Raw genomic sequence first — 23,621 nt, 5'->3', positions numbered from 1 at the left:
GGCAACCCCTTCTCTCTTTTTTGAAACATCACAAAGGCTCAAGATGCAAAAGCATCGCTTAGAAGCGCTGATTCCCAAAATGGTGGTTGCTCCCGGCTTGGTGCTGGGGTTTGCGTTCATCTACGGGTTCATGATTTGGAACGGCGTGTTGTCGGTCACCGTCTCGCGCATGTTGCCCAACTACGAGTTGGTCGGTTTGGCGCAGTACGCCAAGTTGTGGGAGATGGACCGCTGGTGGGTCGCCCTGAAAAACCTCGCTATTTTCGGCATTGGCTACGTCGCTGGTGCCATGGCCTTGGGCGTCTTTTTGGCGGTCTTGTTAGACCAAAAAGTGCGCGCCGAAGGCTTCATTCGCACCGTGTATCTGTACCCCATGGCCTTGTCGTTTGTGGTCACGGGCACGGCGTGGAAGTGGTTGCTCAACCCCAGCATGGGCCTTGAAAAACTCATGCACGACTGGGGCTGGAGCAGCTTCAGTTTCAGTTGGCGGGTCGAGAGCGACATGGCCATTTACTGCGTGGTGATTGCCGGTGTGTGGCAGTCGGCAGGTTTTGCCATGGCCTTGTTTTTGGCGGGCTTGCGCGGCATTGACGACAGCATCATCAAAGCGGCGCAGATTGACGGCGCTTCGTTGCCACGTATTTATTGGCGCATCGTGTTGCCCGCGTTGCGTCCCGTGTTTTTCTCGACCTTGATGGTGCTCTCGCATCTGGCCATCAAGAGCTTTGATCTGATCATGGCGCTCACTTCGGGTGGCCCTGGCTACGCCACCGATGTACCCGCCACCTTCATGTACGCCATGAGTTTTACGCGTGGACAAATTGGCTTGGGCGCGGCCAGCGCGACCATGATGTTGGCCACCGTGGCTGCCTTGGTCGTGCCTTATCTCTACAGCGAATTGCGGAGCAAAAACCATGAGCACTAAGTTCTTTTCTGCGCAAACGCTGTGGCGTGCTTTGCTCTATGTCACCTTGCTCGTGGGCGCTGTGTTCTTCTTGGCGCCGCTCTATGTGATGCTGGTGACCTCGCTCAAAGACGCCGAAGAAATTCGTCAAAACAGCTTGGTCAGCTTGCCCGGTGCCTTGAACTTTGAGGCCTGGCGTTTGGCGTGGGACTCGGCCTGTACCGGCGCCCAATGCTCGGGCCTAGAGCCCTTCTTTTGGAACTCGGTGTGGATGGCGGTACCTGCGGTCTTGATCTCCACCACGTGGGGCGCGCTCAACGGCTATGTGCTGAGTTTGTGGAAATTTCGCGGCAGCGAGACCTTGTTTGCCTTGCTGTTGTTTGGCGTGTTCATGCCGTTCCAAGTGGTGTTGTTGCCCATGAGCCAAGTGCTGGGTTGGTTGGGAATGTCGAGCTCCATCGGCGGCTTGATCTTGGTCCACTTGTTGGCGGGTTTGCCCAGCACCACCTTGTTTTTCCGCAACTATTACGCGGGCATTCCCAAAGACTTGATGAATGCAGCGCGCATGGACGGTGCGGGTTTTTGGATGATCTTTTTCCGCATCATCGTGCCCATGTCCACGCCGATTGTCATGGTCACTTTGATTTGGCAATTCACCCAAATCTGGAACGACTTCTTGTTTGGCGTGGCCTTCAGCGGCGCCGACTCCAAGCCCATCACCGTGGGCTTGAACAATTTGGCCAACACCACCAGCAGCGTCAAAGCCTACAACGTGGACATGGCGGCTGCGTTGATTGCGGGCTTGCCCACCATGCTGGTGTATGTGCTGGCAGGACGATATTTTGTGCGCGGCCTCACCGCCGGCGCTGTCAAAGGTTAAGAGGAACGACTATGTCTTCAGCATTAGAAATTCGCGGCATCCGCAAGTGTTTTGGCAAGGGCGACAACACGGTGGAGGTGCTCAAACGCATCGACATCGACGTGGCCCCCGGTGAGTTCTTGATTTTGGTTGGCCCCTCGGGCTGCGGCAAGTCCACCTTGCTCAACATCATTGCGGGTTTGGAAGAGCCCACCGAAGGCAGCATCTCGATTGGCAACAAAAACGTGGTCGGCGTGCCGCCCGCGCAGCGCGACATTGCGATGGTGTTTCAGAGCTACGCGCTGTACCCCACGATGAGCGTGGCCGAGAACATTGGCTTTGCCCTCGAAATCCGCAAAGTGCCCAAGGCCGAGCGTCAAGCGCGCATTGCCGAAGTGGCCGCCATGTTGCAGATTGAGCATTTGCTGGACCGTCGCCCCTCGCAACTCTCAGGTGGTCAGCGTCAGCGCGTGGCCATGGGTCGTGCCTTGGCGCGTAACCCACAGCTGTTCTTGTTTGACGAACCCCTGTCTAACCTCGACGCCAAGCTGCGCGTGGAGATGCGTGCCGAAATCAAACGCTTGCACCAGCTCAGCGGCATCACCAGCGTGTATGTGACGCATGACCAAGTCGAAGCCATGACCTTGGGCAGCCGCATCGCGGTGATGAAGGGCGGCGTGCTGCAACAGCTGGGCACGCCAGACGAAATTTACAACCGACCTGCCAACACCTACGTGGCCACGTTCATTGGTTCACCCACGATGAACTTGATCGAAGGCCGCGTGTCCGCCAACGGGGGCGCTGCTTTTGACATTGCAGGCGCTCAGTTGGCACTGACAGCGCCCACGCATGCGGGCAGCGCAACGCTGTTGGGCTTGCGTCCCGAGCACCTGAGCTTTGACGACGCAGCGCCTTGGCGCGGCGTGGTGAATTTGGTGGAGCCCACAGGTGCTGACACCTTTGTGGTGGTCGACACAGCCGCTGGCAAGGTCACCGTGCGTACCGCGCCGCAAACCCAAGTCCGCCCCGGCGACAACGTGGGTTTGGGCATTCAAGTCGAGCACGTCACTTGGTTCGACCAAGCCTCTGGTTTGCGGGTGGCTTAAGGCTGGTTTAAGCGACGTTGAGCGTGAGCTCAACCCGCAAGCCCTGCGGCTGCACCGGCAGCACGCGCGCTTCGCCGCCATGGCGACGCGCAATTTCTTGCACGATGGACAAGCCGAGGCCGCAGCCACCTGGCAGTTCATTGGCGCGCCAAAAGCGTTCAAAGGCTTGCTCGCGTTGTGCATCGCTCAAACCCAGTCCGTTGTCTTCAATGGCCAGCACGCAGGTGTGTGCGTGTTGGCGGACCGACACCGTGATGGTCGGGTCGCTGCCTGGCGCAACGCCCACGGCCCCGTAGCGCAGCGCGTTGTCGATCACGTTGGTGATGGCTTCGCGCAGCAGCAGCACCGAGCCATTCACCCAAACATGGGCATCGCCTTCGTAGCCTAAATCGACCTTCAGCGCCACGGCGCGTGGGCTCAGTTCGCGCGCCACATCTTGGGCAAGGCTGGCCACATCCAAACGCGTCATGGGCACTTCGGTGCCACTGCGCGCCAAGGCCAGCAGTTGGTTGACCAAGTGCGCGCTGCGTTGGGCGCCAGCATGCACTTTGTGCAATCGCGCTTTGAGCAAGGAGGCATCGGGCTCGCCCAGCGCCAAATCGGTTTGGTTGATCAGCCCAGCCAAGGGCGTGCGCAGTTGGTGGGCCGCATCGTTGATGAAGCGCTTTTCTTGGCTCACATTGCGTCGCACAGCCAGCAGCAAGCGGTTGATCGAGGCCACCAACGCATGCACTTCGGTCGGGGCGGTGGTCAGCTCCAAGGGCGTGAGTTCAGACACCGAGCGTTCTTGCAGTTGCTTTTCAAGCTTGGTCAGCGGCGCCATGCCCCGTTTGATACCGGCGTACACCAAGATGCTCAGCACCACGCCCAAGAGCAGCAGTGGGGCCAGCAAATCAGCCACCAGTTCTTCGGCAATGCGCTCGCGCGCGACATAACTTTTGGCCAACTGCACACGCAAGCGCTGCGGGGTTTCAGCGTCACCGTAGGCCACTTCTAAAGACACGGCGCGCATGGGCTTGCCCGCGAGTTCCATGCGATAAAACACGGGCGCGTCGGGGGCATTCACTGGCGCGCTTGTGTTGGGTGGCTCGGGAAACGCTTGGTTGCCGAGCAAAAACTTGCCGGGCGGTGAGGACACCATGTAGCTCACGCGATCTGCTGGGTCTTCTTCGATGATGGCTTGCGCTGCGCGTGGAAAGTCCACCAACAGGCCCGATCCCAGCGGTTTGACTTGGCGTGCCAACGAGCGCACCGACTGCGACAGCGATTGGTCCAAGCCTTTTTCTGCGTAATTGCGTGCAATGCGGTAGGTCAGCGCACCGCCGCCCAACCACAGCACCAGTTGGGGCAACAGCAGCCAGAGCAACAACTGGCGGCGCAACGACAAGCTGGGTTGGCTCACACCGGTTCCAGCATGTAGCCCAAGCCGCGCACGTTGCGAATGTTCAGGCCAGAGCCATTGAGCTTGCGGCGCAGGCGGTGGATATACACCTCCAGCGCATTCGACGCTGTCGGCTCTGCCGATTCGCTTTGCCACGCGGCGGCCACATCGTCGCGGCTCACCACTTGGTTGAGGCGTTGGTGCAGCAAGCGCAGCAGTTCCCACTCGCGCTGCGTCAAGTCGGTGGCATGGCCGTTGATGCGCATGCGTGGCAGGTCGGGGTCAATCTCCAGCGCCTGTTTGGTGTCGTGGTCGTCAACCACGCTGCTTTGAAAAGCGGGCAATCGGGCGCGGCGCAGCAGGGCTTGCATGCGGGCGCTGAGCTCGGCGTTGTTGAAGGGTTTGGTGAGGTAGTCGTCGGCGCCAGCCATCAAGCCTTCGACGCGGTCGTCCACGCCGTCGCGCGCGGTCAAGATCATCACGGGCAGGCTTTCGAAGCGAAGTCGCAGCCATTTCAGCAAGGCCATGCCGTCGAGTTTGGGCAGTCCCAAGTCGAGCAGTACGGCGTCAACCACGAGGTCGCTCAACAGCGTTTGTGCGCTGAGGCCGTCTGCGCAGTGGTCCACGGTGTGACCGGCTTGGCGAAACAGGTCCGTCAAGCCGTCACGCAGCAAGTCGTCGTCTTCAACAATCAGTAAATGGGCCATAGGGGCTAATTTACCGCACCCAGCGCTGGGTTTAGCCCGTGTTGCGCAAACCAGCGGCAATGCCGTTGATGGAGATGTGAATGCCGCGTTGGGCTTTCTCATCGCGGTCTTGCGGGCGCAAGCCTGCCCGGTAGCGGCGAATCAGCTCGACTTGCAAATGGTGCAGCGGGTCGATGTAGGGGAAGCGGTGGCGCATAGAGCGCTCCAGCGCTGCGTTGTTGACCAAGCGCTGTTTGTCACCCGTGACTTGTTTGAGCGCGTCGGAGGTGCGGTGCCACTCGGTTTCGATCAAGGCAAAGATCTTTTTGCGCAAGCGCGTGTCGCTGACCAACTCGGCGTAGCGCGAGGCCAAGCCCAAATCGCTCTTGGCCAAGACCATGTCGAGGTTGGAGAGCAGTGAGCGGAAAAACGGCCACTGACGTTGCATTTTTTGCAGCAAAGCCAGCGCGTCTTTGGGCCTGAGCGTGGGGTGGTGGTGGATGAACTGGTCCACCGCCGAGCCAAAGCCCAACCAACCGGGCAAAGTCAGGCGGCATTGGCCCCAGCTGAAGCCCCAAGGAATGGCGCGCAAGTCTTCAATGCGTGGCGAGGCTTGGCCTTCTTTGGGGCGACTGGCGGGGCGCGAACCGATGTTGAGCTCGGCAATTTCACGCAGCGGGGTGGAGGCAAAGAAGTACTCGGTGAAGCCGGGTGTGTCGTACACCAAGCCACGGTAGGCCTTCATGCTCGCTTCGGACAGCCATTGCGCGGCATCCAAAAAGGTTTGGGGTGCGGGCTTGGTGGTTTGCAGCATCGTGGCTTCGAGTGTGGCGGCCACCAAAGTTTCTAAATTGCGTCGACCAATTTCGGGGTTGGCGTATTTGGAGCCAATCACTTCGCCTTGCTCGGTCAGTCGAATTTGGCCACGCACGGTGCCGGGGGGCTGGGCCAAAATGGCTTGGTAGCTGGGGCCGCCGCCGCGACCCACGGTGCCGCCACGGCCGTGGAACATGCGCAAGGTGATGTCGTGTTGTTTGAACAAGCCATCGAACAAAGCGACCAAAGCAATCTCGGCGCGGTACAGCTCCCAGTTGCTGGTGAAGATGCCGCCGTCTTTGTTGCTGTCCGAATAGCCCAACATGATGTCTTGCTCGGCACCGCTGCGTTTGACCAAATCGGCCACGCCCGGCACGGCATAGAAGCCGCCCATGATGTCGGCGGCACGGCGCAAGTCGTCGATGGTTTCGAACAAGGGCACCACCACCAAATCGCAGGTGGAGGTTTTGTGGTCCAAGGTGCCGCGCATCAAGCCGGTTTCTTTTTGCAGCAACAACACTTCCAGCAAGTCGCTCACGGTTTCGGTGTGGCTGATGATGTAGTGGCGAATGGCGTCGGCGCCAAAGGCAGCGCGCATGTCACGAGCGGTTTCAAAAATGGCCAGTTCTTTGCGGGCCAGGTCTGAGTAGGGCGCGCCCATGACGCGCAGGGGGCGGGCGTCGCGCAGCAACTGCGTCAGCACCGCTACGCGTTGTTCTTCGTTGAGCTTGGCGTAGTGCGCTTGCACACCTGCGGTGGCCAGCAATTCAGCGATGACCAACTCGTGTTGGTCAGAGCTTTGGCGCAAGTCCACGGTGGCGAGGTGAAAGCCAAATACCTCGACCGCGCGCATGAGCGGCGTGAGGCGTTGCGCCATCAAGGCGCTGCCGTGTTGCGCTTGCAGGGACTCGGCAATCACGCGCAAGTCAGCCAACAAGTCTTGGGCCGAAGCGTAGGGGTTTTGCGGCGCCACAGCGTGGCGTGCGGCGTCGCCACCGGTGAGGTCTTTGAGCGTGGCGGCCAAACGGGCGTACATGCCGGTCAAAGCGCGGCGGTAGGGCTCGTCTTGGCGGTGGGCGTTGGTGTCGGGCGAGCGTTCGGCCAAGGCTTGCATCTCGGGCGTGACATCGACCAGCATGGCAGACATGGACAACTCGGTGCCCAAGTAATGCAACTCGGTCAGGTAGTGGCGCAGCGCCACATCGGCTTGGCGACGCAGGGCGTAGTGCAGGGTGTCGGCGTTGACGTTGGGGTTGCCATCGCGGTCGCCGCCAATCCATTGCCCCATGCGCAAAAAGCTGTGCACATGGGCGTGGCCCAACTCGGCTTCGAGGTCGGCGTAGAGCTTGGGAATTTCGCTCAAGAACGTGGCTTCGTAGTAGCTCAGCGCGTTTTCAATCTCGTCAGACACGGTGAGTTTGGTGAAGCGCAACAGGCGCGTTTGCCACAGTTGCAACACGCGGGCGCGAATTTGCAGTTCGTTGGCGGCCAACTCGCGCAGGGCCAAAGCGTCGGGCACGGTTTTGGATTTGGCGCTGGCCTGCGGCAGGGCGCGAGATTGGATGTCATCGCGCTCACCCAGCAGCACGGCAATGCCACGCTCGGCGTCCAAGATGCTCTTGCGCTGCACCTCGGTGGGGTGGGCGGTGAGCACGGGCGACACATGGCTGTGTGCCAGCGTTTGCACAATGCTTTTCGGCGCGATGCCCGCTGCTTTGAGTCGGCTCAGTGCCACCGACAAGCTGCCTTCTTGCGTGTCACCCGCGCGCTCGTGGATGGCGCGGCGGCGAATGTGGTGGCGGTCTTCGGCCAAGTTGGCCAAGTGGCTGAAGTAGGTGAAGGCGCGAATCACGCTGACGGTGGCTTCGCCGCTGAGCGAGGCGAGTAGTTTTTTGAGCGCTTTGTCGGCGTCGGCGTCGGCATCGCGGCGAAAGGCGACCGAGAGTTTGCGCACTTGCTCGACCAACTCGTACGACTCGCGGCCTTCTTGCTCGCGAATCACGTCGCCCAAAATGCGGCCCAACAGGCGAATGTCTTCGACCAGCGGACGCTCATTGTTTTTGGCGATTTGTGTGGCGCGTGCAGCGGCAGACAGTTTGGCTTTGGCTGAAGGGGTTTTGTCAGTCATGCGAGGCTCGATGGTGTGAGGAGTGAAAAAGTGCGTCAGGCCTTGTGAGCCCTCAGCTGAAGAAACGTGTCAGACCCACTGCGTGAGCGACAGCGCTTGCGAGGCGCCTTGCAAGGCGGGCGAAACAGGGCTGTGGATGACCCATGTGGGCACGTCTTGCAGGTATTTTTTAAAGCGGCCTTTGGCTTCAAAGCGTTCGCGAAAGGGCGAGGATGCAAAGCGTTCACCCAAGCGTGGCACGATGCCGCCGCCAATGTAGATGCCACCGCGTGCGCCCAAGGTCAAGGCCAAATCGCCAGCGACGGCGCCTAGGAAGCCGCAGAACATGTCGAGCGCTTCGTTGGCGGTGGAGGTGGGGACTTCTTGGGCGCGCTCTAGTACTTCGGCGGGGGTGGTGATTTCTCTGCCGTGGCCATCTTTCAAATCGCACAGCGCGTGGTACAGATCGACCAAACCCGCGCCTGAGATGACGCGCTCTGCCGACACATGGCCGTAACGTTTTTGCAGTTGTTGGATGACCGCAAACTCATGCTCGGTGGTGGCGGTCAAGCTGACGTGACCGCCTTCACCGGCGATGGGCATCCATTTGTTTTGGTAGCCCACGGGGAACAGGCCCGACACGCCCAAACCGGTGCCAGGGCCAATCAAGCCGATCGCCGCGTCTAGCGCAGCTTGACCGCCGCCCACTTGCACTTTGCTGCCCACGGGCAACTGCGTCAGCGACAACGCCAAGGCGGTGAAGTCGTTGAGCAACAAGAACCGCGACACGCCCAAGCCTTCACGCAGCGCGGTGACCGAGAACTTCCAGTGGTGGTTGGTCATGGCCACTTGGTCGCCTGTGACGGGGTTGGCAATGCCGAAAGCGGCGCAGGGGGGGGCGCTCAACTGCTGGTCACGCAAGTAGCTTTGCGCCGCCTCTAGCAACGAGGCATGCTCTGCGCAGGGCAACACTTGCACATGGTCGATGGGCCCGTTCTCAGCGGCTTGCCAGCCAAAACGTGCATTGGTACCGCCGATGTCACCGAGCAAACGGGGGTAGGCCGCGCAGTGGCTCACGGCGGGGTCGCGGGACTCAAACATGCATCAGTCTTTCAGGCGTTCGGCGTCAGCGGCTTCAATGTCTTTGGCCATCTTCTTGCCCAATTCCACCCCCCATTGGTCGTAGGCGTGAATGCCCCAAATGGCGGCTTGGCAGAACACTTTGTGCTCGTACAAGGCCATCAAGGCGCCCATGCTGCGGGGGGTCAGTGCGTCCACCCAAATGGTGGTGCTGGGCACGTTGCCGGGGTAGCTGCGGTGCGGGGCCAAGCGTTGCACCTCGGCTTCGTCGGTGCCGCTGTCGCGCATTTCTTGCACGGTTTCTTCCAAACTGCGGCCCATCGCCAAGGCTTGCGCTTGGGCCTGCATGTTGAGCAACACCACGCGGTGGTGTTCAGCCGCAAATGGCAGGGGGCTGCGCTCGGTGCGCAGGCCAATGAAGTCCATGGGCACCAAATGCTGGCCTTGGTGGATCAACTGAAAGTAAGCGTGTTGGCCGTCGATGCCCAACCCGCCCCACAACACGGGCGAGGTGCCCACTTCGACAGGGCTGCCATCGATGTGGGTGCGCTTGCCGTTGGACTCCATGTCCATTTGCTGCAAGAACGAGGCGAACTTGCCCAAGGGCGACGCGTAAGGCGCGATGTTGTGCGTGGTGGCGCCTAAAAAGTTGCGGTTCCACACGCCCAACAAGGCCATCAACAGCGGCAGGTTTTGTTCTTTGGGCGCCGTCATGAAGTGCTCGTCCATGGCGCGTGCGCCCAAGAGCATGTCTTGAAACGCGAAAGCACCAATCGAGATGGCCAAGGGCAAACCAATGGCCGACCACACGGAGTAACGGCCACCCACCCAATCCCAAAAACCAAAGGTGTGCTCCGCGGTAAAGCCCTGCGCCGCCGAGAGTTTGGGGCTGGCGGTCACGGCCACCAAATGCTGGTGCAGTTGATCGGACGGGCAGCCGCCGTCGTTCAACCAACGCTTGGCCGAGGCTGCCAAGGTCATGGTTTCTTGCGTGGTGAAGGTTTTGCTTTGCACCACAAAGGCGGTGCGTGCGGGGTTGAGGTGGGCGAGGGTGGTGTACAGGCTCCACGCATCCACGTTGGACACGTAGTGCACGCGCACTTTGTTTTTGAAGCTGTCACGGGTCAAGTGGCTGAGCGCTTCGGTGGTCATGCGCGGGCCGAGGTCGGAGCCGCCAATGCCGAGGTTCACCACGTCGGTGATGGACTCGCCGCCATAGCCTTTCATTTGGCCTTCGCGCACTTTTTCAGCGAAGGTGCACACGCGGTGCAGTTCGTGCGCCACTTGTTTGGAAATCTCACGGCCCCACGGTGGGTTGGGCACATGGCTGCCACGCAAGGCCACATGCAACACGGCGCGCTGTTCGGTGGCGTTGATGGGCTCGCCCTTAAACATCGCTTGCGCTTGTTGCATGACTTGCGATTCATCGGCCAAGGCCAGCAGCTGTTGCAGCACAGCCTCGTTGACGCGTTGACGCTCGTACTCGATGGTGATGCCTGCGCCACTGGCTTGCAGTTGTTCGTGGCGGTGTGGCGTTTTCAGCAGGTCGCGCAAATGCGGCAGCGTGCTGTCAGACAGGCTTTGGAGGGCTTTCCAAGCCGTGCGGTGTTGGGGCGGGACGAAGGTGGTCATGTGTGAATTTTCGTCAAATTAAGAGGGGTTCTTAGGCCGGGCCGATGAAAGTTCTTCAACGGCCTTGAATTAATTCTGGTGGGTTCAGGCGTTGGCTGCCGCTGTGGCTTCACGCGCCAAGCGTGTGATTTCGGCCCAGTCGCCGCGCTCGACCACGTCGACGGGCGTGAGCCATGAGCCGCCGACCATGGCCACGTTGGGTTGCTTCAAGAACTCACCCATGTTGGCCAGCGACACGCCGCCGGTGGGGCAAAAACGCATGTCGCCCAAAGGGCCGCCCAAGGCTTTGAGCATGGCCAAGCCACCGGCTTGTGCGGCGGGGAAGAGTTTGACCACGCCAAAACCGTAGTCGCGTGCGGCCATCACTTCACCAGGCGTCATCACGCCGGGCATGAAGGGCAGCTTGCAATCTATGGCGGCCTGCACCAACGCGTCGGTCATGCCGGGTGAGAGCGCAAAGCTGGCACCTGCGGCTTGCACGCGTGCCATTTCTGCGGCGCGGGTGACGGTGCCTGCGCCCACATGCATCTGCGGCACATGCTTGGCGACTTGCTCAATCGCGGGCAGGCCTGCGGCATGGCGCAAGGTGATTTCCATCACATCCACGCCACCTTCGAGCAGCGCGTGTGCCATGGGCACGGCTTGGTCGGGGTGGGTGATGACGATGACCGGCACCACGCGTGAGTTGAAGGCGGGGCGGCTGAAAGCTGGGTTGGTGTGTGTCATGACTTTGATGCGAAGCAGTTGAACGTTTGAAACGCTTGGCTGATGGGTAAATGGTGGGTGAGCGGTTGGCTTAAAAAGCGGCTGATGCCACGCTTTAAGCGACGTGCGCCAGCAAAGGCGATGCGCCGTCTTCGGCATGCGCCGCGTTGTCGCGGAACAGCGCAAAGAGGTCGCGGCCTGTGCCACGTTGGTAAGCCGACACATCGGGTGCGGCGGCGGTGCGGGTGGCCAAGTCTGCAGCGCTGACTTCGAGCGTCAGGGTTTGGGCATCGCAATCGAGGCTGATGATGTCGCCGTTTTGGACTTTGGCAATGTTGCCGCCGTTCATGGCTTCGGGGCTGAGGTGAATGGCGGCGGGCACTTTGCCGGACGCGCCCGACATGCGGCCGTCGGTGACCAAGGCCACTTTGAAGCCTTTGTCTTGCAACACGCCCAAGATGGGCGTGAGCTTGTGCAACTCGGGCATGCCGTTGGCTTGCGGGCCTTGGTTGCGCACCACGGCCACAAAGTCGCGTTCCAACTGGCCGTCTTTGAAGAGTTGGGCCAGTTCTTTTTGATCAGTCACCACCACGGCGGCGGCGCGCACTTGGCGGTGCTCAGGCTTCACGGCCGAGACTTTCACCACCGCACGGCCCAAGTTGCCTTGCATCAAACGCAAGCCACCATCGGCGCTGAAGGGCTGGGTGTAGGGGCGCAACACGGCCTCGTCGGCGGATTGCGCAGGCACATCGCGCCAAGCCAATTGACCATCGTTGAGCCAAGGCTCCACGGTGTAGCGGTGCAAGCCGTGGCCCATGATGGTTTGCACATCGTTGTGCAACAAGCCCGCACCGAGCAGCTGGCTGATGAGGTAGCCCATGCCGCCAGCGGCTTGGAAGTGGTTCACATCGGCACTGCCGTTGGGGTAAACGCGGGCGAGCAAAGGCACCACGCCTGAGAGCTCAGAAAAGTCGTCCCAGTTGACGATCAAGCCTGCCGCGCGGGCCATGGCAATCAGGTGCATGGTGTGGTTGGTCGAGCCGCCTGTGGCCAGCAAACCGACGATGCCGTTCACCACCACTTTGGCGTTGATTTGGTAGCCCATGCCCGTCTCTTTGTCTTGCGACAGCGCCACGGCTCGTTGCACGGCGGCGACGGTGAGCGCTTCGCGCAAGGGTGTGCCTGGGTTCACAAAAGACGAGCCGGGCAGGTGCAGGCCCATGATCTCCATCAACATTTGGTTGGAGTTGGCGGTGCCATAAAACGTGCAGGTGCCAGCGCCGTGGTAGGCCGCTTGTTCGGCTTCGAGCAGAGTTTCGCGGTCGACCAAGCCTTGCGCGTATTGCTGACGCACTTTAGATTTTTCGTCGTTCGACAAGCCCGAAGTCATGGGGCCTGCGGGCACAAACACCGCAGGCAAATGACCAAACTGCAAGGCGCCCATGAACAAGCCAGGCACGATCTTGTCGCACACGCCCAAGAACATGGCGGCGTCAAACACGTTGTGCGACAAACCCACGGCGGTGGCCAAGGCGATCACATCGCGCGAGAACAGCGACAACTCCATGCCGTCTTCGCCTTGGGTGACGCCGTCGCACATGGCGGGCACGCCACCCGCCACTTGCGCGGTGGCACCGGCATCGCGTGCGGCGGCACGGATTTTTTCGGGGTAGTGCTCGTACGGCTGGTGGGCCGAGAGCATGTCGTTGTAGGCGGTGATGACGCCCACGTTGGGCTGGCGTTCTTGGCGCAGCACCAACTTGTCGTTGGCGGGCATGGCCGCGTAGGCGTGGGCGGCGTTGGCGCAACCCATGCCGCCGCGGTAGGGGCCGGGCTTTTTGGCTTTGGCCAGCACGGCCAAATAGGCTTGGCGTGAAGCCACGCTGCGTTGTTCGATGCGTGAGGTGACAGCCGCCAAGGTGGCGTGCAAGTTGACGTGCATGGGGGTAGGTGTGGTCATGGGGTCAGCCAAAGTGCGACGGGGGTTTGTGTTTGGTGCAACACGTAAGACACGGGGTAGCGCGGATCGCGCTGACCCCAAGCCTGTTGCAAGGTGTTGTGTTTCTCGGCGCCGCTGAGCGGCAGCACGATGTGACGCGCACTGAGGATGTGCGCGAGGGTTTGCGTCACCCGCGCATACGGGGCGTTGGCGGGCGGATGGGCCAGCTCAATCGCCACGCAAGCTTGGGTGTTGCGGGTGTCTAAAGCGTCTTGCAAATTGGGCGCGTCGGGGAACAGCGAGGCGGTGTGGCCATCGTTGCCCATGCCCAGCACCAACACATCGGCAATGCCTGCGGCCACCAAGGCGATGCCAGCCACTTTGGCTTGCACCACGGGCGATAACAACGGCACGTTGGTGATGTTGGGTACGTCGCTTGCATTGCGTTCGTGCGTGTCGTGGGTGGCTGTGCGCACCATCGGTACCAACCGCGCTTGCGCGGCCAAGCCTTGCAGCAAATGGGTTTGCACCAGCAGGGCGTTGCTGTCGGGGTGGGTGTGGGGCACACAGCGTTCGTCCACCAAGGTCACGCGTACCTTGGCCCAATCAATGGCTTGCACGCGCAAGGCTTCAAACAAGGCGATGGGCGATTTGCCGCCCGACACGCTGAGCACGGCAAATCCGCGTGCGTCAATGGCGGCGTTCAGGCGTTGTGCAATGTCTTGGGCCAAACGCGCATTGAGCGCGTCTGCGGCGACTTGCTGCACCGTCACTTGGGGCAGCGGCTGCGCTTGCCAAAAAGGTGCGGTGGTGTGAAGGGCGTGGGCAGCCGACATCAGACTTCCTCAAACCAAGACAAGTCTTCGCGCGCCATCAGCGCCGACGAGGCGGCGGGGCCCCAGCTGCCTGCTGAGTAATTACGAGGCTTGTCGTCCAAGGCTTGCCAGCCGTCCAAGATGGGCTCGACCCACATCCATGCCGCTTCCAATTCGTCGCGGCGCATGAAGTGCGTGAGGCGGCCTTTGATGACGTCCATCAACAAACGCTCGTACGCTTCGGCGCGGCGCTTGTCCGACGATTGCTGCAAATCGAGGCCGAGTTTGACGGGGTGCAGCGACATGCCTGTGCCCGGCTCTTTGACCATCATTTCCAACTGAATCGACTCTTCAGGCTGCAAGCTGATGATGAGGCGGTTGGGTTCGTGGTGCGCCGTGGTGCCAAAAATAGAGAAGGGCTGATCGGCGAACTCGATGATGATTTCGGACTGGCGCTTTTGCATGCGCTTGCCGGTGCGCAAGAAGAAGGGCACATTGGCCCAACGCGCGTTGTTGATTTGTGCGCGCAAGGCCACAAAGGTTTCGGTGCGGCTGCCCGCAGGCACGTTGTCTTCTTCCAAATAGCCTTTGACGGCGGCACCTTCCGAGGCGCCTGCGGTGTATTGGCCGCGCACGGTGTCGCGCTTGATGTCGGCCAAATCCATCTTGCGCAGCGAGCGTAAAACTTTGAGTTTTTCGTCGCGCACATCGTCAGCGCCCAACGAGATCGGTGGCTCCATGGCCACGATGCACAGCAGCTGCAACAAGTGGTTTTGCACCATGTCGCGCATGGCGCCCGCGCCGTCGTAAAAGCCAGCGCGGCTGCCCACGCCCACGCTTTCGGCCACGGTGATTTGCACGCTCTTGATGTAGGGCGCGCGCCACAGGGGCTCAAAAATGGCGTTGCCAAAGCGCAGCACCATCAGGTTTTGCACGGTTTCTTTGCCGAGGTAGTGGTCGATGCGGTAAATCTGCTGTTCGTCAAAATAGCGGGCCACATCGGTGTTGATGGCGCGGGCCGAGGCGAGGTCGGTGCCCAATGGTTTTTCTAACACCACGCGCGACTGTGCGTCCACCAAACCGGCAGCCGACAAGTTGGCGCAAATTTGCGTGAACAGGCTGGGCGCTGTGGCCAGATAAAACACGCGCACCATCGGCGCGTCGCACACGGCTTTGAGTTTGGCGTAGTCGCTGGCAGCGGTGACGTCGAGGCTCACATAGACCAAACGGGCCATGAAGCGCTGCCAATCGGCAGGGGTGAAGGCATTTTTTTCGATGAACTGGGGCGAGTTTTTGTCGATGAAGTCGAGGTACTCCTCGCGCGACCAGCTCTGACGCCCCACCGCCACGATGCGGGTCTCAGGGGAGAGGCGGCTGTGCAAATGCGCCATGTACAGCGCGGGCAAGAGTTTGCGAAACGACAAGTCGCCCGCACCGCCAAAAATCACGATGTCGAGTGCGCCTGTTTCAATGGGGGTCGTGTTCATGAGTAACGTTTGTTCAAGAGGTTTTGTTTCATGTTGCGCAGCAAAGGCTGCAGCTGCGCACTGCCAATGCGCAGCGCCACCGAGGTGGCCAACACGTCGATGATCATCAGGTGCAGCAAGCGCGACACCATGGGGCTAAAGCGTTCGTAACTCTCGGGATGATCGGCCGCGAGGTGAATGTGTCCGGCGTTGGCCAAGGGCGAGCCCGAGGCGGTGATGACCACGGTGGTCGCGCCGTTTTTGCGGGCAATTTCACAGGCGTCTTGCAAGTCACGGGTGCGCCCGGAGTTGGACACGACCACCAAGCAATCGCCGGGGCCGAGCAACGAGGCGCTCATGATTTGCAAATGCCCATCGCTGTGCGCGATGGTGTGAAAACCCAGCCTGAAAAATTTATGTTGCGCGTCTTGCGCCACGATGCCGGAGTTACCGACGCCAAAAAACTCCAGGCGGTTTTTGTTCGCGTGGGCCAGCGCGATGGCGTCCACCGCTTTGTCGATGGCGGCGGTAGAGGCGTCGTTGCGGTACTTCAAAAACGCAGCCACCGTGTTGTCGATCACCTTAACCAACACATCGCCCGTGGTGTCGGCTGTGCCCACGTTGCGGTGGATGAAGGGCACGCCTTCGCTGAGACTGCCTGCGAGTTTGAGCTTGAAATCGCTCAGACCTTCGTAACCCACGCTGCGACAAAACCGCACCACCGTGGGCTTGCTGACCTGCGCGCGCTCGGCCAACTCCACCACCGGCAAGCCCGCAAACGTGCGCGGGTCGCTCAACAGCAACTTACCCACACGTTGTTCGGCAGGGGCTAAAGAGGCGAGCGTCGATTTGATGCGATCTAGCATGGGCATGAATGTAACTTAGTTTCATGATGCATGCAAGGATGTTACGGGTAAATCCTCATAAATAGGTAACTTGGTTACTTTTTCTGGCTGCAGCATCTATCTTGGGTGTGAAAGTCATGCGCCATCAAATTAAAGCCAGCTTTAAAATGGTTGACTCGTATTAAAGATTTCTTTAATATCTTTTCTCCGTATTTAAAAATATATTTATGACACGCATCACTGGTACTTATGCAGTATCTACAACCTTGGGTGAGCCCGTGCGTGCGTTTATTCCGCATGCACTTCCACCCACAGAGCCGGTGCTGGCGGATGCCGTTTGGCGCACCCACAATGATGCGGCGGTCATGGCTTTGCAGCGCCTGTCAGCGGTTGCTGGACTGGTGCCGTCTGTGGACTGGTTGCTTTACAGCGCCATTCGCCAAGAGGCATTGATGACATCGCAAATCGAGGGCACGCAGGCCACTTTGGTCGATTTGTTTGACGACGAAGCCGGACTTGCCATCAGCAACACCGACGACGTGGAAGAGGTGACCAACTACTTGCAGGCGTTTCAGTGGGTGCAAGCGCAGTTGCGAAGTCCGCAAGGTTTGCCCATCAGTGTGCGGCTGCTCAGTGAGGCGCATCGTCGCTTGCTGGATGGCGCTCGCGGCTCAGGCAAACAACCGGGTGAGCTTCGGAGGTCGCAAAACTGGATTGGTGGCACTCGGCCGGGCAATGCTGTGTTTGTGCCGCCCCCTGCTGATCAAGTGCCCGCGTTGTTGACCGATCTGGAGCGTTTTATTCATGCTGAGCAAACAGATTTGCCCGCCTTGGTGCGCGTGGCTTTGGTGCATGCGCAGTTTGAAACCATTCACCCATACCTCGATGGCAATGGCCGTATTGGCCGTTTGTTGATTGCCTCTTTGTTGGAGCATTGGCAGTTGCTGCCGGAGCCGTTGATGTACTTGAGTGGCTACCTCAAGCAACACCAGTCGGAGTATTACCGTCGTTTGTCGGCCATCCGCACGGACGGTGATTGGGAGGGATGGGTGCAGTTTTTCCTGGAAGCGGTGCAAAACGCCGCCGCACAGTCAGAGCGCGCCGTGGTGGCACTTGCCAGCTTGGTTGCCAATGACCGTCGGCGTTTATTGGCGCATCCCAAAGCCAATGCCGTCAGTTACCGCTTGTTTGAACTGCTGCCCACCATGCCACGCCTGTCGGTGGATCGGGTGTGCGAGGCCGTGCAGACCACGTTTCCCACGGCGAATACAGCGATCAAGCTATTGGAAGAATTAGGCATTTTGACCGAGCTGACAGGTCAAAAAAAGAACCGCACTTTCAGCTATGCGGGATACATTCAATTGCTCAGTCAATAAGCCAGCGGAGTGCAGATCAAAGGTGCGTCTTCTACGCGTTGTAATTCAGCGCAAGTCCTGCCGTAGGCCAATCGTCAATGGCCACCAAGCGCCCCGTGGCAGACAAGGTGATGTAGGCCGTTCGCCGGTTGGGCCCACCAAAACAGATGTTGGTGGTGAACGGGTCTGGCAAAGGCACATGCTGCACGTGTTGGCCGTCTGGGCTGACGATTGAAATGCCGCCGTGCATCAGCGTCGCCACGCACACATTGCCCTCGGCATCGACCGCCATCGAATCGAACCTTTGCCAATGGTTCGCGGGCGAGGCGACCACCATGCGTGCGCCTTGGGGGGAGGGCCACGGGTCTTTGCGAAGCTGGCCTGGGGCTGTCACATCGAAGGCCCACAACCGAGCGCCCTCGGTTTCAGCGTAATAAAGCGTTTGGCCATCGGGCGACAGTGCAATGCCATTGGGCGTCATCACGGGCTTTGCCACAGCGTGTATGCCAGAGCCACTGGGTTGCGCATAAAAAAGGCCACCCCTGTCCATCTCGTGTTCGCGCACTTTGCCGAGGTCGGTGAAGTAAAAGCCGCCGTGTGCATCGAACACGAGGTCGTTGGGGCCGCGCAAACCGATGCCATCGACTTGTTCATACAGCCGCTCAACTTTGCCGGTGTGCAGGTTGACGCGCTCGATGCGACCGCCTGAATAGTCATGCGCTTGCCCAATGGGGCGCAAGTAGTTGCCGGGGTCGCGCGTCCATGCAAAGCCACCGTTGTTGCAGATGTATACCGCGCCATCGGGGCCGATGGCCGCGCCGTTGGGGCCCCCGCCTAAATCAGCCACCACGTGAACCTGTCCATCGACGGTCACCCGCGTGAGGGTGCCTCGGGCAATTTCGACCAACAACACAGAGCCATCGTCCATGGCGACGGGGCCTTCAGGAAATTGCAAACCGGTGGCGAGCTCTCGAATTTTCATGGTGTTGGCCTCTATCGATGATGAAGACCAATGTAGTGTCCGTGTGCAGACCCGCAATCGGGCAATCCCTGAGCGCCGCAGCGCGGACTGCCGAGCCTAAACTTAGCGACATGACTGCCTTCACACCGCGCACCCTAAGCCCACAACAAACCGCCGATGCACTGCCGTATGCCGCGCTCACCCGCGAAATCGAACGCTTGCTGCAAGACCCCAGCGTTCATGTGCCCGCTCGCCTGGTTCAACCCTTGCAGGGGGGCGGCAGTTTGTTCGTCATGCCTGCGGCCGACGCGCGTGTGGCGATGACCAAGCTGATCACCTTCATCGCCCAAAACGCCCAACAGGGCTTACCCACCATCCAAGGCGACATCGTCGTGTTTGATGTGGCGACGGGGCAACGCGTCGCCTTGATGGATGGCCCCACGGTCACGGCGCGGCGCACTGCGGCAGTGTCTTTGTTGGCTGCGCAAAAGCTGGCCCCGCGCAAGGAGGGGCCGTTGCTGATTGTGGGTGCGGGTGTGCAAGGCCTGTCTCACTTAGAAGCATTTCATGAAGGTCTTGGCGTGAAAGAAGTTTGGATCGCCTCGCGCTCTGCCGCCAGTGCGGACGCCTTGGTCGGCCATGCCGAGCGTTTGGGGATGAAGGCGCGTCGGGTGGACGACCCCAACGCGGCCTTGGCCGAGTGCCCGCTGGTGATCACCACCACGCCCGCACAGCAGGTGGTGATGACGGCGCGCCCCCGAGACGATGCCTTTGTGTCGGCCGTGGGCGCGTTCACGCCACGCATGGTGGAGTGGTCGGCAGACGTTTGCCAGCATGTGGCGAGCACCGGCATGCTGGTGGTGGACACCCGCGATGCAGACCATGAAGCGGGCGATTTCTTGCAAGCGGGGCTGGATGTGGCGGCATGGCCCACGTTGAGTGATGTGGTGTGCCAGACACCGATGTGGCAAGCCGCGGCCCAGCGCCATGCAGCGCGCACAGGGCCAGTATTTTTCAAGAGTTGTGGCTGGGGCGGCTGGGACTTGGCGGCCGCACGGTGTGTGGCCGCGCACAAGCCCAGTTAGATCAAACCGCGTTGTCTTGCTTCAAGAAAATATCTTTGTCAGGAAAGAATTGCGCATGCAGGGGCAGCAGCGAGCCACCCAAAGCGCGAGCGTGGCTGCCCACACGGCCCGCCAAAATTTGGGGCTGATGAAGAATGCCGTCAAAGCTGAAGTCGGCCAAGTGCTGCTGTGTTTGGGCGATCAAGGCTTGCATGAGCAGCGGGTTGAGTGAGCCATCAATCACCACGGCATCGAGGTCGAGCAGGGCAGCGGCACTGGTCACGGTCATGGCCAGTGCTTGGGCGGCTTGGGTGAGCCAAGGCTGGGTCCAAGTTTCATAAGCGGCGTCCATGATGCGGTCTTGTTGCACCAGCAGCGGGTCGTGGCCTGCGGCCATCAAGGTTTGTTCGAGCTGCCAGCCCGAGGCGCGCTCTAGCAATTGCGGATGTTTGAGGCCATCGCCGCGTGGCATGGGCAATGAGCCGATGGCGCCCGCGTTGCCACGCGGCCCGTTGACGATGTGCCCGTCCATCACCAAGCCGCCGCCGACGAAGGTGCCCACATACACATACAAAAAGTTGGGCACATCGCGGCCCAGGCCTTGTACCAACTCAGCCACACAGGCCGCCGTGGTGTCTTTGGCAAATTCCACGGGCAGGGGTGACATGGCTTGCACTTCTTGCACCAAGTCGAGGTGCTCCCAATCGACCATGGCTTTGCCTGCCTCGGGGCCCATCAAGTCGCCCCATTGGTGCATGGCCAGTGGCGCACTCAAGCCAATGCCCACGGTGCGCGACCACGCGTCAGCGCCCATGCGCCGTTGCATGAGCTTCAAACCTTCTTTGATTTTGGGCAGCACCTCGGTGGGTGAGGGGTAGGCGTAGCTTTGCTGCCACTGGTGCCGCATTTGTCCCACGAAGTCGGTGACCACCACTTCCAAGCTGCGGCGGCCCACTTGCAGGCCAATGCTGTACGCACCGTCTGGGTTGATGGACAACGGCACTGAGGGCTGGCCCATCTTGCCGCGAATGCGGTCTTGCTTGAGCAGCAGCCCATCGTCGAGCAAACGGTTGACGATGATCGACACCGTTTGGGTCGACAGTTGCGTGAGCCGCGCCAAGTCGGCTTTGGGAATGGCGCCTGCATGCCGAATGGCGCGCAGCACCGTGCGCTCATTGAATTGGCGCATGCCCGTGTGGTTAGACCCACGCATGGTTTTCATAACAAGATCACGCCTTTGCAAAACATCGCGTTGCCGTAGGCTGTGCCTTCGCCGGTTTGCACGATCAAACTGGCGCCTTTGATTTTTTCGTAAAACGCATAGCGCTCGACGGCTTCTACTTGCGCCTCGCTCAAACCTGCTTGGGCCACCAAATCCACAACGTCTTGTTGCGCCGCTGTGCGGTGGTGGGCGGCGCTGTGGCACACCTGCATGTACGCAGCGGGTCGGGCCACGTCTGCGGCCAGCGGAAATACCGACAGCACGGCTTGGCTGACGCGCGCCAAGCTCAAGCCGGGCAGGCGCACCACGGGTTTTCCGTGGGCCAAAAAGTCGGCCGTGAAGTTGGCGTCCACCACGGCCACCCATTCGCCGTGGCCCATGGCGCACAGGTGCATCAGCAGTTCTGGGGTGAGGATGGGGTCGATGCCTTTGAGCACGTTTTATTCCTTAAATTGTTATTTTTGACAGAGCTGAGAGCATGCCTGCATTTTGGATCGCAAGACCTTAGGGAATGTACTAACTAAACCAAGTTGATTTAGTTAGTCGACTTGTTTTACAGTTACACCGCGGCGCAAAAAGCGCTGGCGATGTCCAACAAACCATCTGGAGACTCCATGAAATCAATTGCCCCCAAACTGATGCTGTCCGCTGTTGTGCTGGCTGCGACCAGCGCCTACGCCGCTGAACCCGTGATCGGCTTGATCACCAAAACCGAGACCAACCCTTTCTTCGTCAAGATGAAAGAGGGCGCACAAGCTGAAGCTAAGAAATTGGGCGCAAAAGTGTTGTCTGCGGCCGGCAAGGCCGACGGCGACAACGCAGGCCAAGTGACCGCCATGGAAAACATGATCGCCGCCGGTGCCAAAACCATTTTGATCACCCCCAGCGATTCCAAAGCCATCGTGCCCGCCATCAAGAAGGCGCAAGCACAAGGCGTGATGGTCATCGCCTTGGACAGCCCCACCGAACCCGCCAACGCCACGGACGCCTTGTTCGCCACCGACAACTACAAAGCCGGTGTGTTCATTGGCCAATACGCCAAGGCCGCATTGGGCGGTAAAAAGCCCGTCATCGCCACCCTCGATTTGTTCCCAGGTCACCCCGTGGGCGCACAGCGCCACAACGGTTTCTTGCAAGGCTACGGTTTGACATCTCTGGATGCCAAGAGCAACGAGCTGGCCAAGCCTGCTGAAGTGGTGTGTATGGCCGACAGCTTCGGTGACCGCGCCAAAGGCCAAACCGGCATGGAAAACTGCTTGCAAAAGAACCCCGACATCAACGTGGTCTACACCATCAACGAACCTGCTGCTGCGGGTGCTTACAACGCACTCAAAGCCGCTGGCAAAGAAAAGGGTGTGTTGATCGTGTCGGTGGACGGCGGCTGCGCTGGCATCAAAGACGTGGGCGCTGGCGTGATTGCTGCGACTTCTCAGCAATACCCCTTACGCATGGCTGCGATGGGTGTGGCAGCGGGCGTGGAATACGCCAAGACAGGCAAAAAAGTCAGCGGTTACACCGACACAGGCGTGACCTTGATTGCCGCCAAGGCCTTGCCTGGCGTGGACAGCAAAGACGTCAAAACTGGCACAGACTTGTGCTGGGGCAACAAGTAAGGCACTCGCCTCATGTCTCGTGACGTTGTCATGAGACGCTGAACAAGGGGGCCGCGTGCTCCCTTGGGTTTTATTTTCATCTTCGAAAATTTAGGCAAATCGTATGAACTCCTTCAAAGACAAGCTGCCCCCGTTGGGCACGCTGGGTCCCTTGATCGCGCTGGTGTTGGCTTGCGTGTTTTTCGCCAGCCAAAGCGACCGCTTTTTGAGCACCCAAAACTTCTCGCTGATCTTGGCGCAAGTCATGGTGGTGGGCGTCATTGCGATTGGCCAAACCCTCATCATCTTGACCGCGGGGATTGACTTGTCGTGTGGCATGGTCATGGCCTTGGGCGGCATTGTGATGACCAAATTTGCAGCCGACTTCGGCCTCTCCACCCCCGTGGCCATGGCCTGCGGCTTGTTGGTGACCACCGCATTTGGCTACTTGAATGGCGTGTTGGTGACGCGCATCAAATTGCCGCCTTTCATCGTGACCTTGGGCACGCTCAACATCGCATTTGCAATCACGCAGCTGTACTCGGGCTCACAAACCATCACCGACATTCCACCCGGCATGACCTGGTTGGGCAACACCTTCACGCTGAGCGGCGCTACCGTCAGTTACGGTGTGATGTTGATGCTGGGCTTGTACCTCTTCACTTGGTTTGCGCTGCGCGAAACCGCCGCTGGCCGCCATGTCTACGCCGTGGGCAACAGCCCTGAAGCCACGCGCTTGACCGGCATTCCGACCGAGAAGGTGTTGCTGGGCGTGTATGTGTTGGCAGGCCTGTGTTACGGCGTGGCCGCGATGTTGGGCGTGGCCCGCACCGGCGCTGGCGACCCCAATGCCGGACAAACCGAAAACTTAGACGCCATCACCGCCGTGGTGCTGGGCGGCACCAGCTTGTTTGGGGGCCGAGGCATTGTGTTGGGCACCTTGGTGGGCGCGCTGATTGTGGGTGTGTTCCGCAACGGCCTCACGCTGATGGGCGTGTCGTCGGTCTACCAAATTTTGGTCACGGGTATTTTGGTGATCTTGGCTGTGGCCACGGATCAACTCTCACGCAAGGGAGCGCGTTAATC

At 60.1% G+C, this 23,621-nt stretch carries 20 protein-coding genes; 7 read left to right on the top strand and 13 right to left on the bottom strand.

Features of this window, described 5'->3' with window-relative positions:
* Positions 1-43: 43 nt before the first annotated feature.
* Genes C5F52_RS12430 through C5F52_RS12420 form a run of 3 tightly spaced genes read left to right on the top strand, consistent with a single transcriptional unit; the run spans position 44 to position 2,869 of the window.
* Positions 44-925 carry a carbohydrate ABC transporter permease gene (locus C5F52_RS12430; RefSeq protein ID WP_104798684.1) on the top strand — a complete coding sequence of 294 codons (882 nt, stop codon included), beginning with the start codon at positions 44-46 and terminating at the stop codon, positions 923-925.
* Positions 915-1,784, top strand: a complete 870-nt coding sequence (locus tag C5F52_RS12425) for a carbohydrate ABC transporter permease (RefSeq protein ID WP_104798683.1) — start codon at positions 915-917, stop codon at positions 1,782-1,784. The genes C5F52_RS12430 and C5F52_RS12425 overlap by 11 nt, the downstream gene beginning before the upstream one ends.
* Before the next feature lie 11 nt (positions 1,785-1,795).
* A complete protein-coding gene (locus C5F52_RS12420; RefSeq protein WP_104798682.1) occupies positions 1,796-2,869 on the top strand; it encodes an ABC transporter ATP-binding protein in 1,074 nt (357 codons plus the stop codon).
* Positions 2,870-2,876: 7 nt separating this feature from the next.
* Here C5F52_RS12420 and C5F52_RS12415 read toward each other — a convergent pair whose 3' ends face one another.
* The 10 genes from C5F52_RS12415 to C5F52_RS12370 form a co-directional block, all read right to left on the bottom strand.
* Positions 2,877-4,271, bottom strand: coding sequence for a sensor histidine kinase (locus tag C5F52_RS12415; protein WP_104798681.1), 1,395 nt, complete (start codon positions 4,269-4,271; stop codon positions 2,877-2,879).
* Entirely contained in the window at positions 4,268-4,957 is a 690-nt protein-coding gene (locus C5F52_RS12410) for a response regulator transcription factor (RefSeq protein WP_104798680.1), read from the bottom strand. Before C5F52_RS12410 ends, C5F52_RS12415 begins: the two co-directional genes overlap by 4 nt.
* A 31-nt stretch (positions 4,958-4,988) precedes the next feature.
* The gene (gene ppc / locus C5F52_RS12405; RefSeq protein WP_104798679.1) at positions 4,989-7,880 is read right to left on the bottom strand and encodes a phosphoenolpyruvate carboxylase; all 2,892 of its coding nucleotides are present in this window, start codon (positions 7,878-7,880) and stop codon (positions 4,989-4,991) included.
* Positions 7,881-7,949: 69 nt separating this feature from the next.
* Positions 7,950-8,960, bottom strand: a complete 1,011-nt coding sequence (locus tag C5F52_RS12400; RefSeq protein WP_104798678.1) for a glucokinase — start codon at positions 8,958-8,960, stop codon at positions 7,950-7,952.
* 3 nt (positions 8,961-8,963) lie between these two features.
* Positions 8,964-10,571, bottom strand: a complete 1,608-nt coding sequence (gene pgi, locus C5F52_RS12395; protein ID WP_104798677.1) for a glucose-6-phosphate isomerase — start codon at positions 10,569-10,571, stop codon at positions 8,964-8,966.
* Positions 10,572-10,655: 84 nt separating this feature from the next.
* Positions 10,656-11,297, bottom strand: a complete 642-nt coding sequence (gene eda, locus C5F52_RS12390; protein WP_104798676.1) for a bifunctional 4-hydroxy-2-oxoglutarate aldolase/2-dehydro-3-deoxy-phosphogluconate aldolase — start codon at positions 11,295-11,297, stop codon at positions 10,656-10,658.
* 94 nt (positions 11,298-11,391) lie between these two features.
* Positions 11,392-13,218: a phosphogluconate dehydratase gene (gene edd / locus C5F52_RS12385; RefSeq protein WP_201747010.1), complete on the bottom strand. Its 1,827-nt coding sequence runs from the start codon at positions 13,216-13,218 to the stop codon at positions 11,392-11,394.
* Between the two features lie 14 nt (positions 13,219-13,232).
* Positions 13,233-14,051 carry a 6-phosphogluconolactonase gene (gene pgl / locus C5F52_RS12380; RefSeq protein WP_104798674.1) on the bottom strand — a complete coding sequence of 273 codons (819 nt, stop codon included), beginning with the start codon at positions 14,049-14,051 and terminating at the stop codon, positions 13,233-13,235.
* Complete coding sequence (gene zwf / locus C5F52_RS12375; RefSeq protein WP_104798673.1) at positions 14,051-15,517, bottom strand: glucose-6-phosphate dehydrogenase; 1,467 nt, start codon at positions 15,515-15,517, stop codon at positions 14,051-14,053. The genes pgl and zwf overlap by 1 nt, the downstream gene beginning before the upstream one ends.
* Positions 15,514-16,362: an SIS domain-containing protein gene (locus C5F52_RS12370; RefSeq protein WP_104798766.1), complete on the bottom strand. Its 849-nt coding sequence runs from the start codon at positions 16,360-16,362 to the stop codon at positions 15,514-15,516. The genes zwf and C5F52_RS12370 overlap by 4 nt, the downstream gene beginning before the upstream one ends.
* 206 nt (positions 16,363-16,568) lie before the next feature.
* Between C5F52_RS12370 and C5F52_RS12365 the strand changes: the two genes are divergently transcribed.
* Positions 16,569-17,717 (top strand): Fic family protein, encoded by a 1,149-nt coding sequence (locus C5F52_RS12365; RefSeq protein ID WP_104798672.1) that lies wholly within the window; start codon positions 16,569-16,571, stop codon positions 17,715-17,717.
* 31 nt (positions 17,718-17,748) lie between these two features.
* Here C5F52_RS12365 and C5F52_RS12360 read toward each other — a convergent pair whose 3' ends face one another.
* Positions 17,749-18,678: an SMP-30/gluconolactonase/LRE family protein gene (locus C5F52_RS12360; protein WP_104798671.1), complete on the bottom strand. Its 930-nt coding sequence runs from the start codon at positions 18,676-18,678 to the stop codon at positions 17,749-17,751.
* 110 nt (positions 18,679-18,788) lie between these two features.
* On the opposite strand from C5F52_RS12360, the gene C5F52_RS12355 reads away from it, so the two are divergent.
* Positions 18,789-19,742 (top strand): delta(1)-pyrroline-2-carboxylate reductase family protein, encoded by a 954-nt coding sequence (locus C5F52_RS12355; protein ID WP_104798670.1) that lies wholly within the window; start codon positions 18,789-18,791, stop codon positions 19,740-19,742.
* 1 nt (position 19,743) lies between these two features.
* On the opposite strand, the gene C5F52_RS12350 is transcribed toward C5F52_RS12355, so the two are convergent.
* Both C5F52_RS12350 and C5F52_RS12345 read right to left on the bottom strand, forming a co-directional pair.
* Positions 19,744-20,943, bottom strand: a complete 1,200-nt coding sequence (locus C5F52_RS12350) for an ROK family transcriptional regulator (protein WP_104798669.1) — start codon at positions 20,941-20,943, stop codon at positions 19,744-19,746.
* Positions 20,940-21,380, bottom strand: a complete 441-nt coding sequence (locus C5F52_RS12345) for an RbsD/FucU family protein (protein WP_104798668.1) — start codon at positions 21,378-21,380, stop codon at positions 20,940-20,942. Before C5F52_RS12345 ends, C5F52_RS12350 begins: the two co-directional genes overlap by 4 nt.
* Before the next feature lie 201 nt (positions 21,381-21,581).
* Here C5F52_RS12345 and C5F52_RS12340 point away from each other — a divergent pair, with 201 nt between their 5' ends.
* A complete protein-coding gene (locus C5F52_RS12340; protein ID WP_369806841.1) occupies positions 21,582-22,556 on the top strand; it encodes a sugar ABC transporter substrate-binding protein in 975 nt (324 codons plus the stop codon).
* A 103-nt stretch (positions 22,557-22,659) separates the two neighbouring features.
* Complete coding sequence (locus C5F52_RS12335) at positions 22,660-23,619, top strand: ABC transporter permease (RefSeq protein ID WP_104798667.1); 960 nt, start codon at positions 22,660-22,662, stop codon at positions 23,617-23,619.
* Positions 23,620-23,621: the final 2 nt, after the last annotated feature.

It is taken from the genome of Limnohabitans sp. TS-CS-82, assembly GCF_002943475.1.
This window is presented reverse-complemented; position numbering and strand designations above follow the sequence as displayed.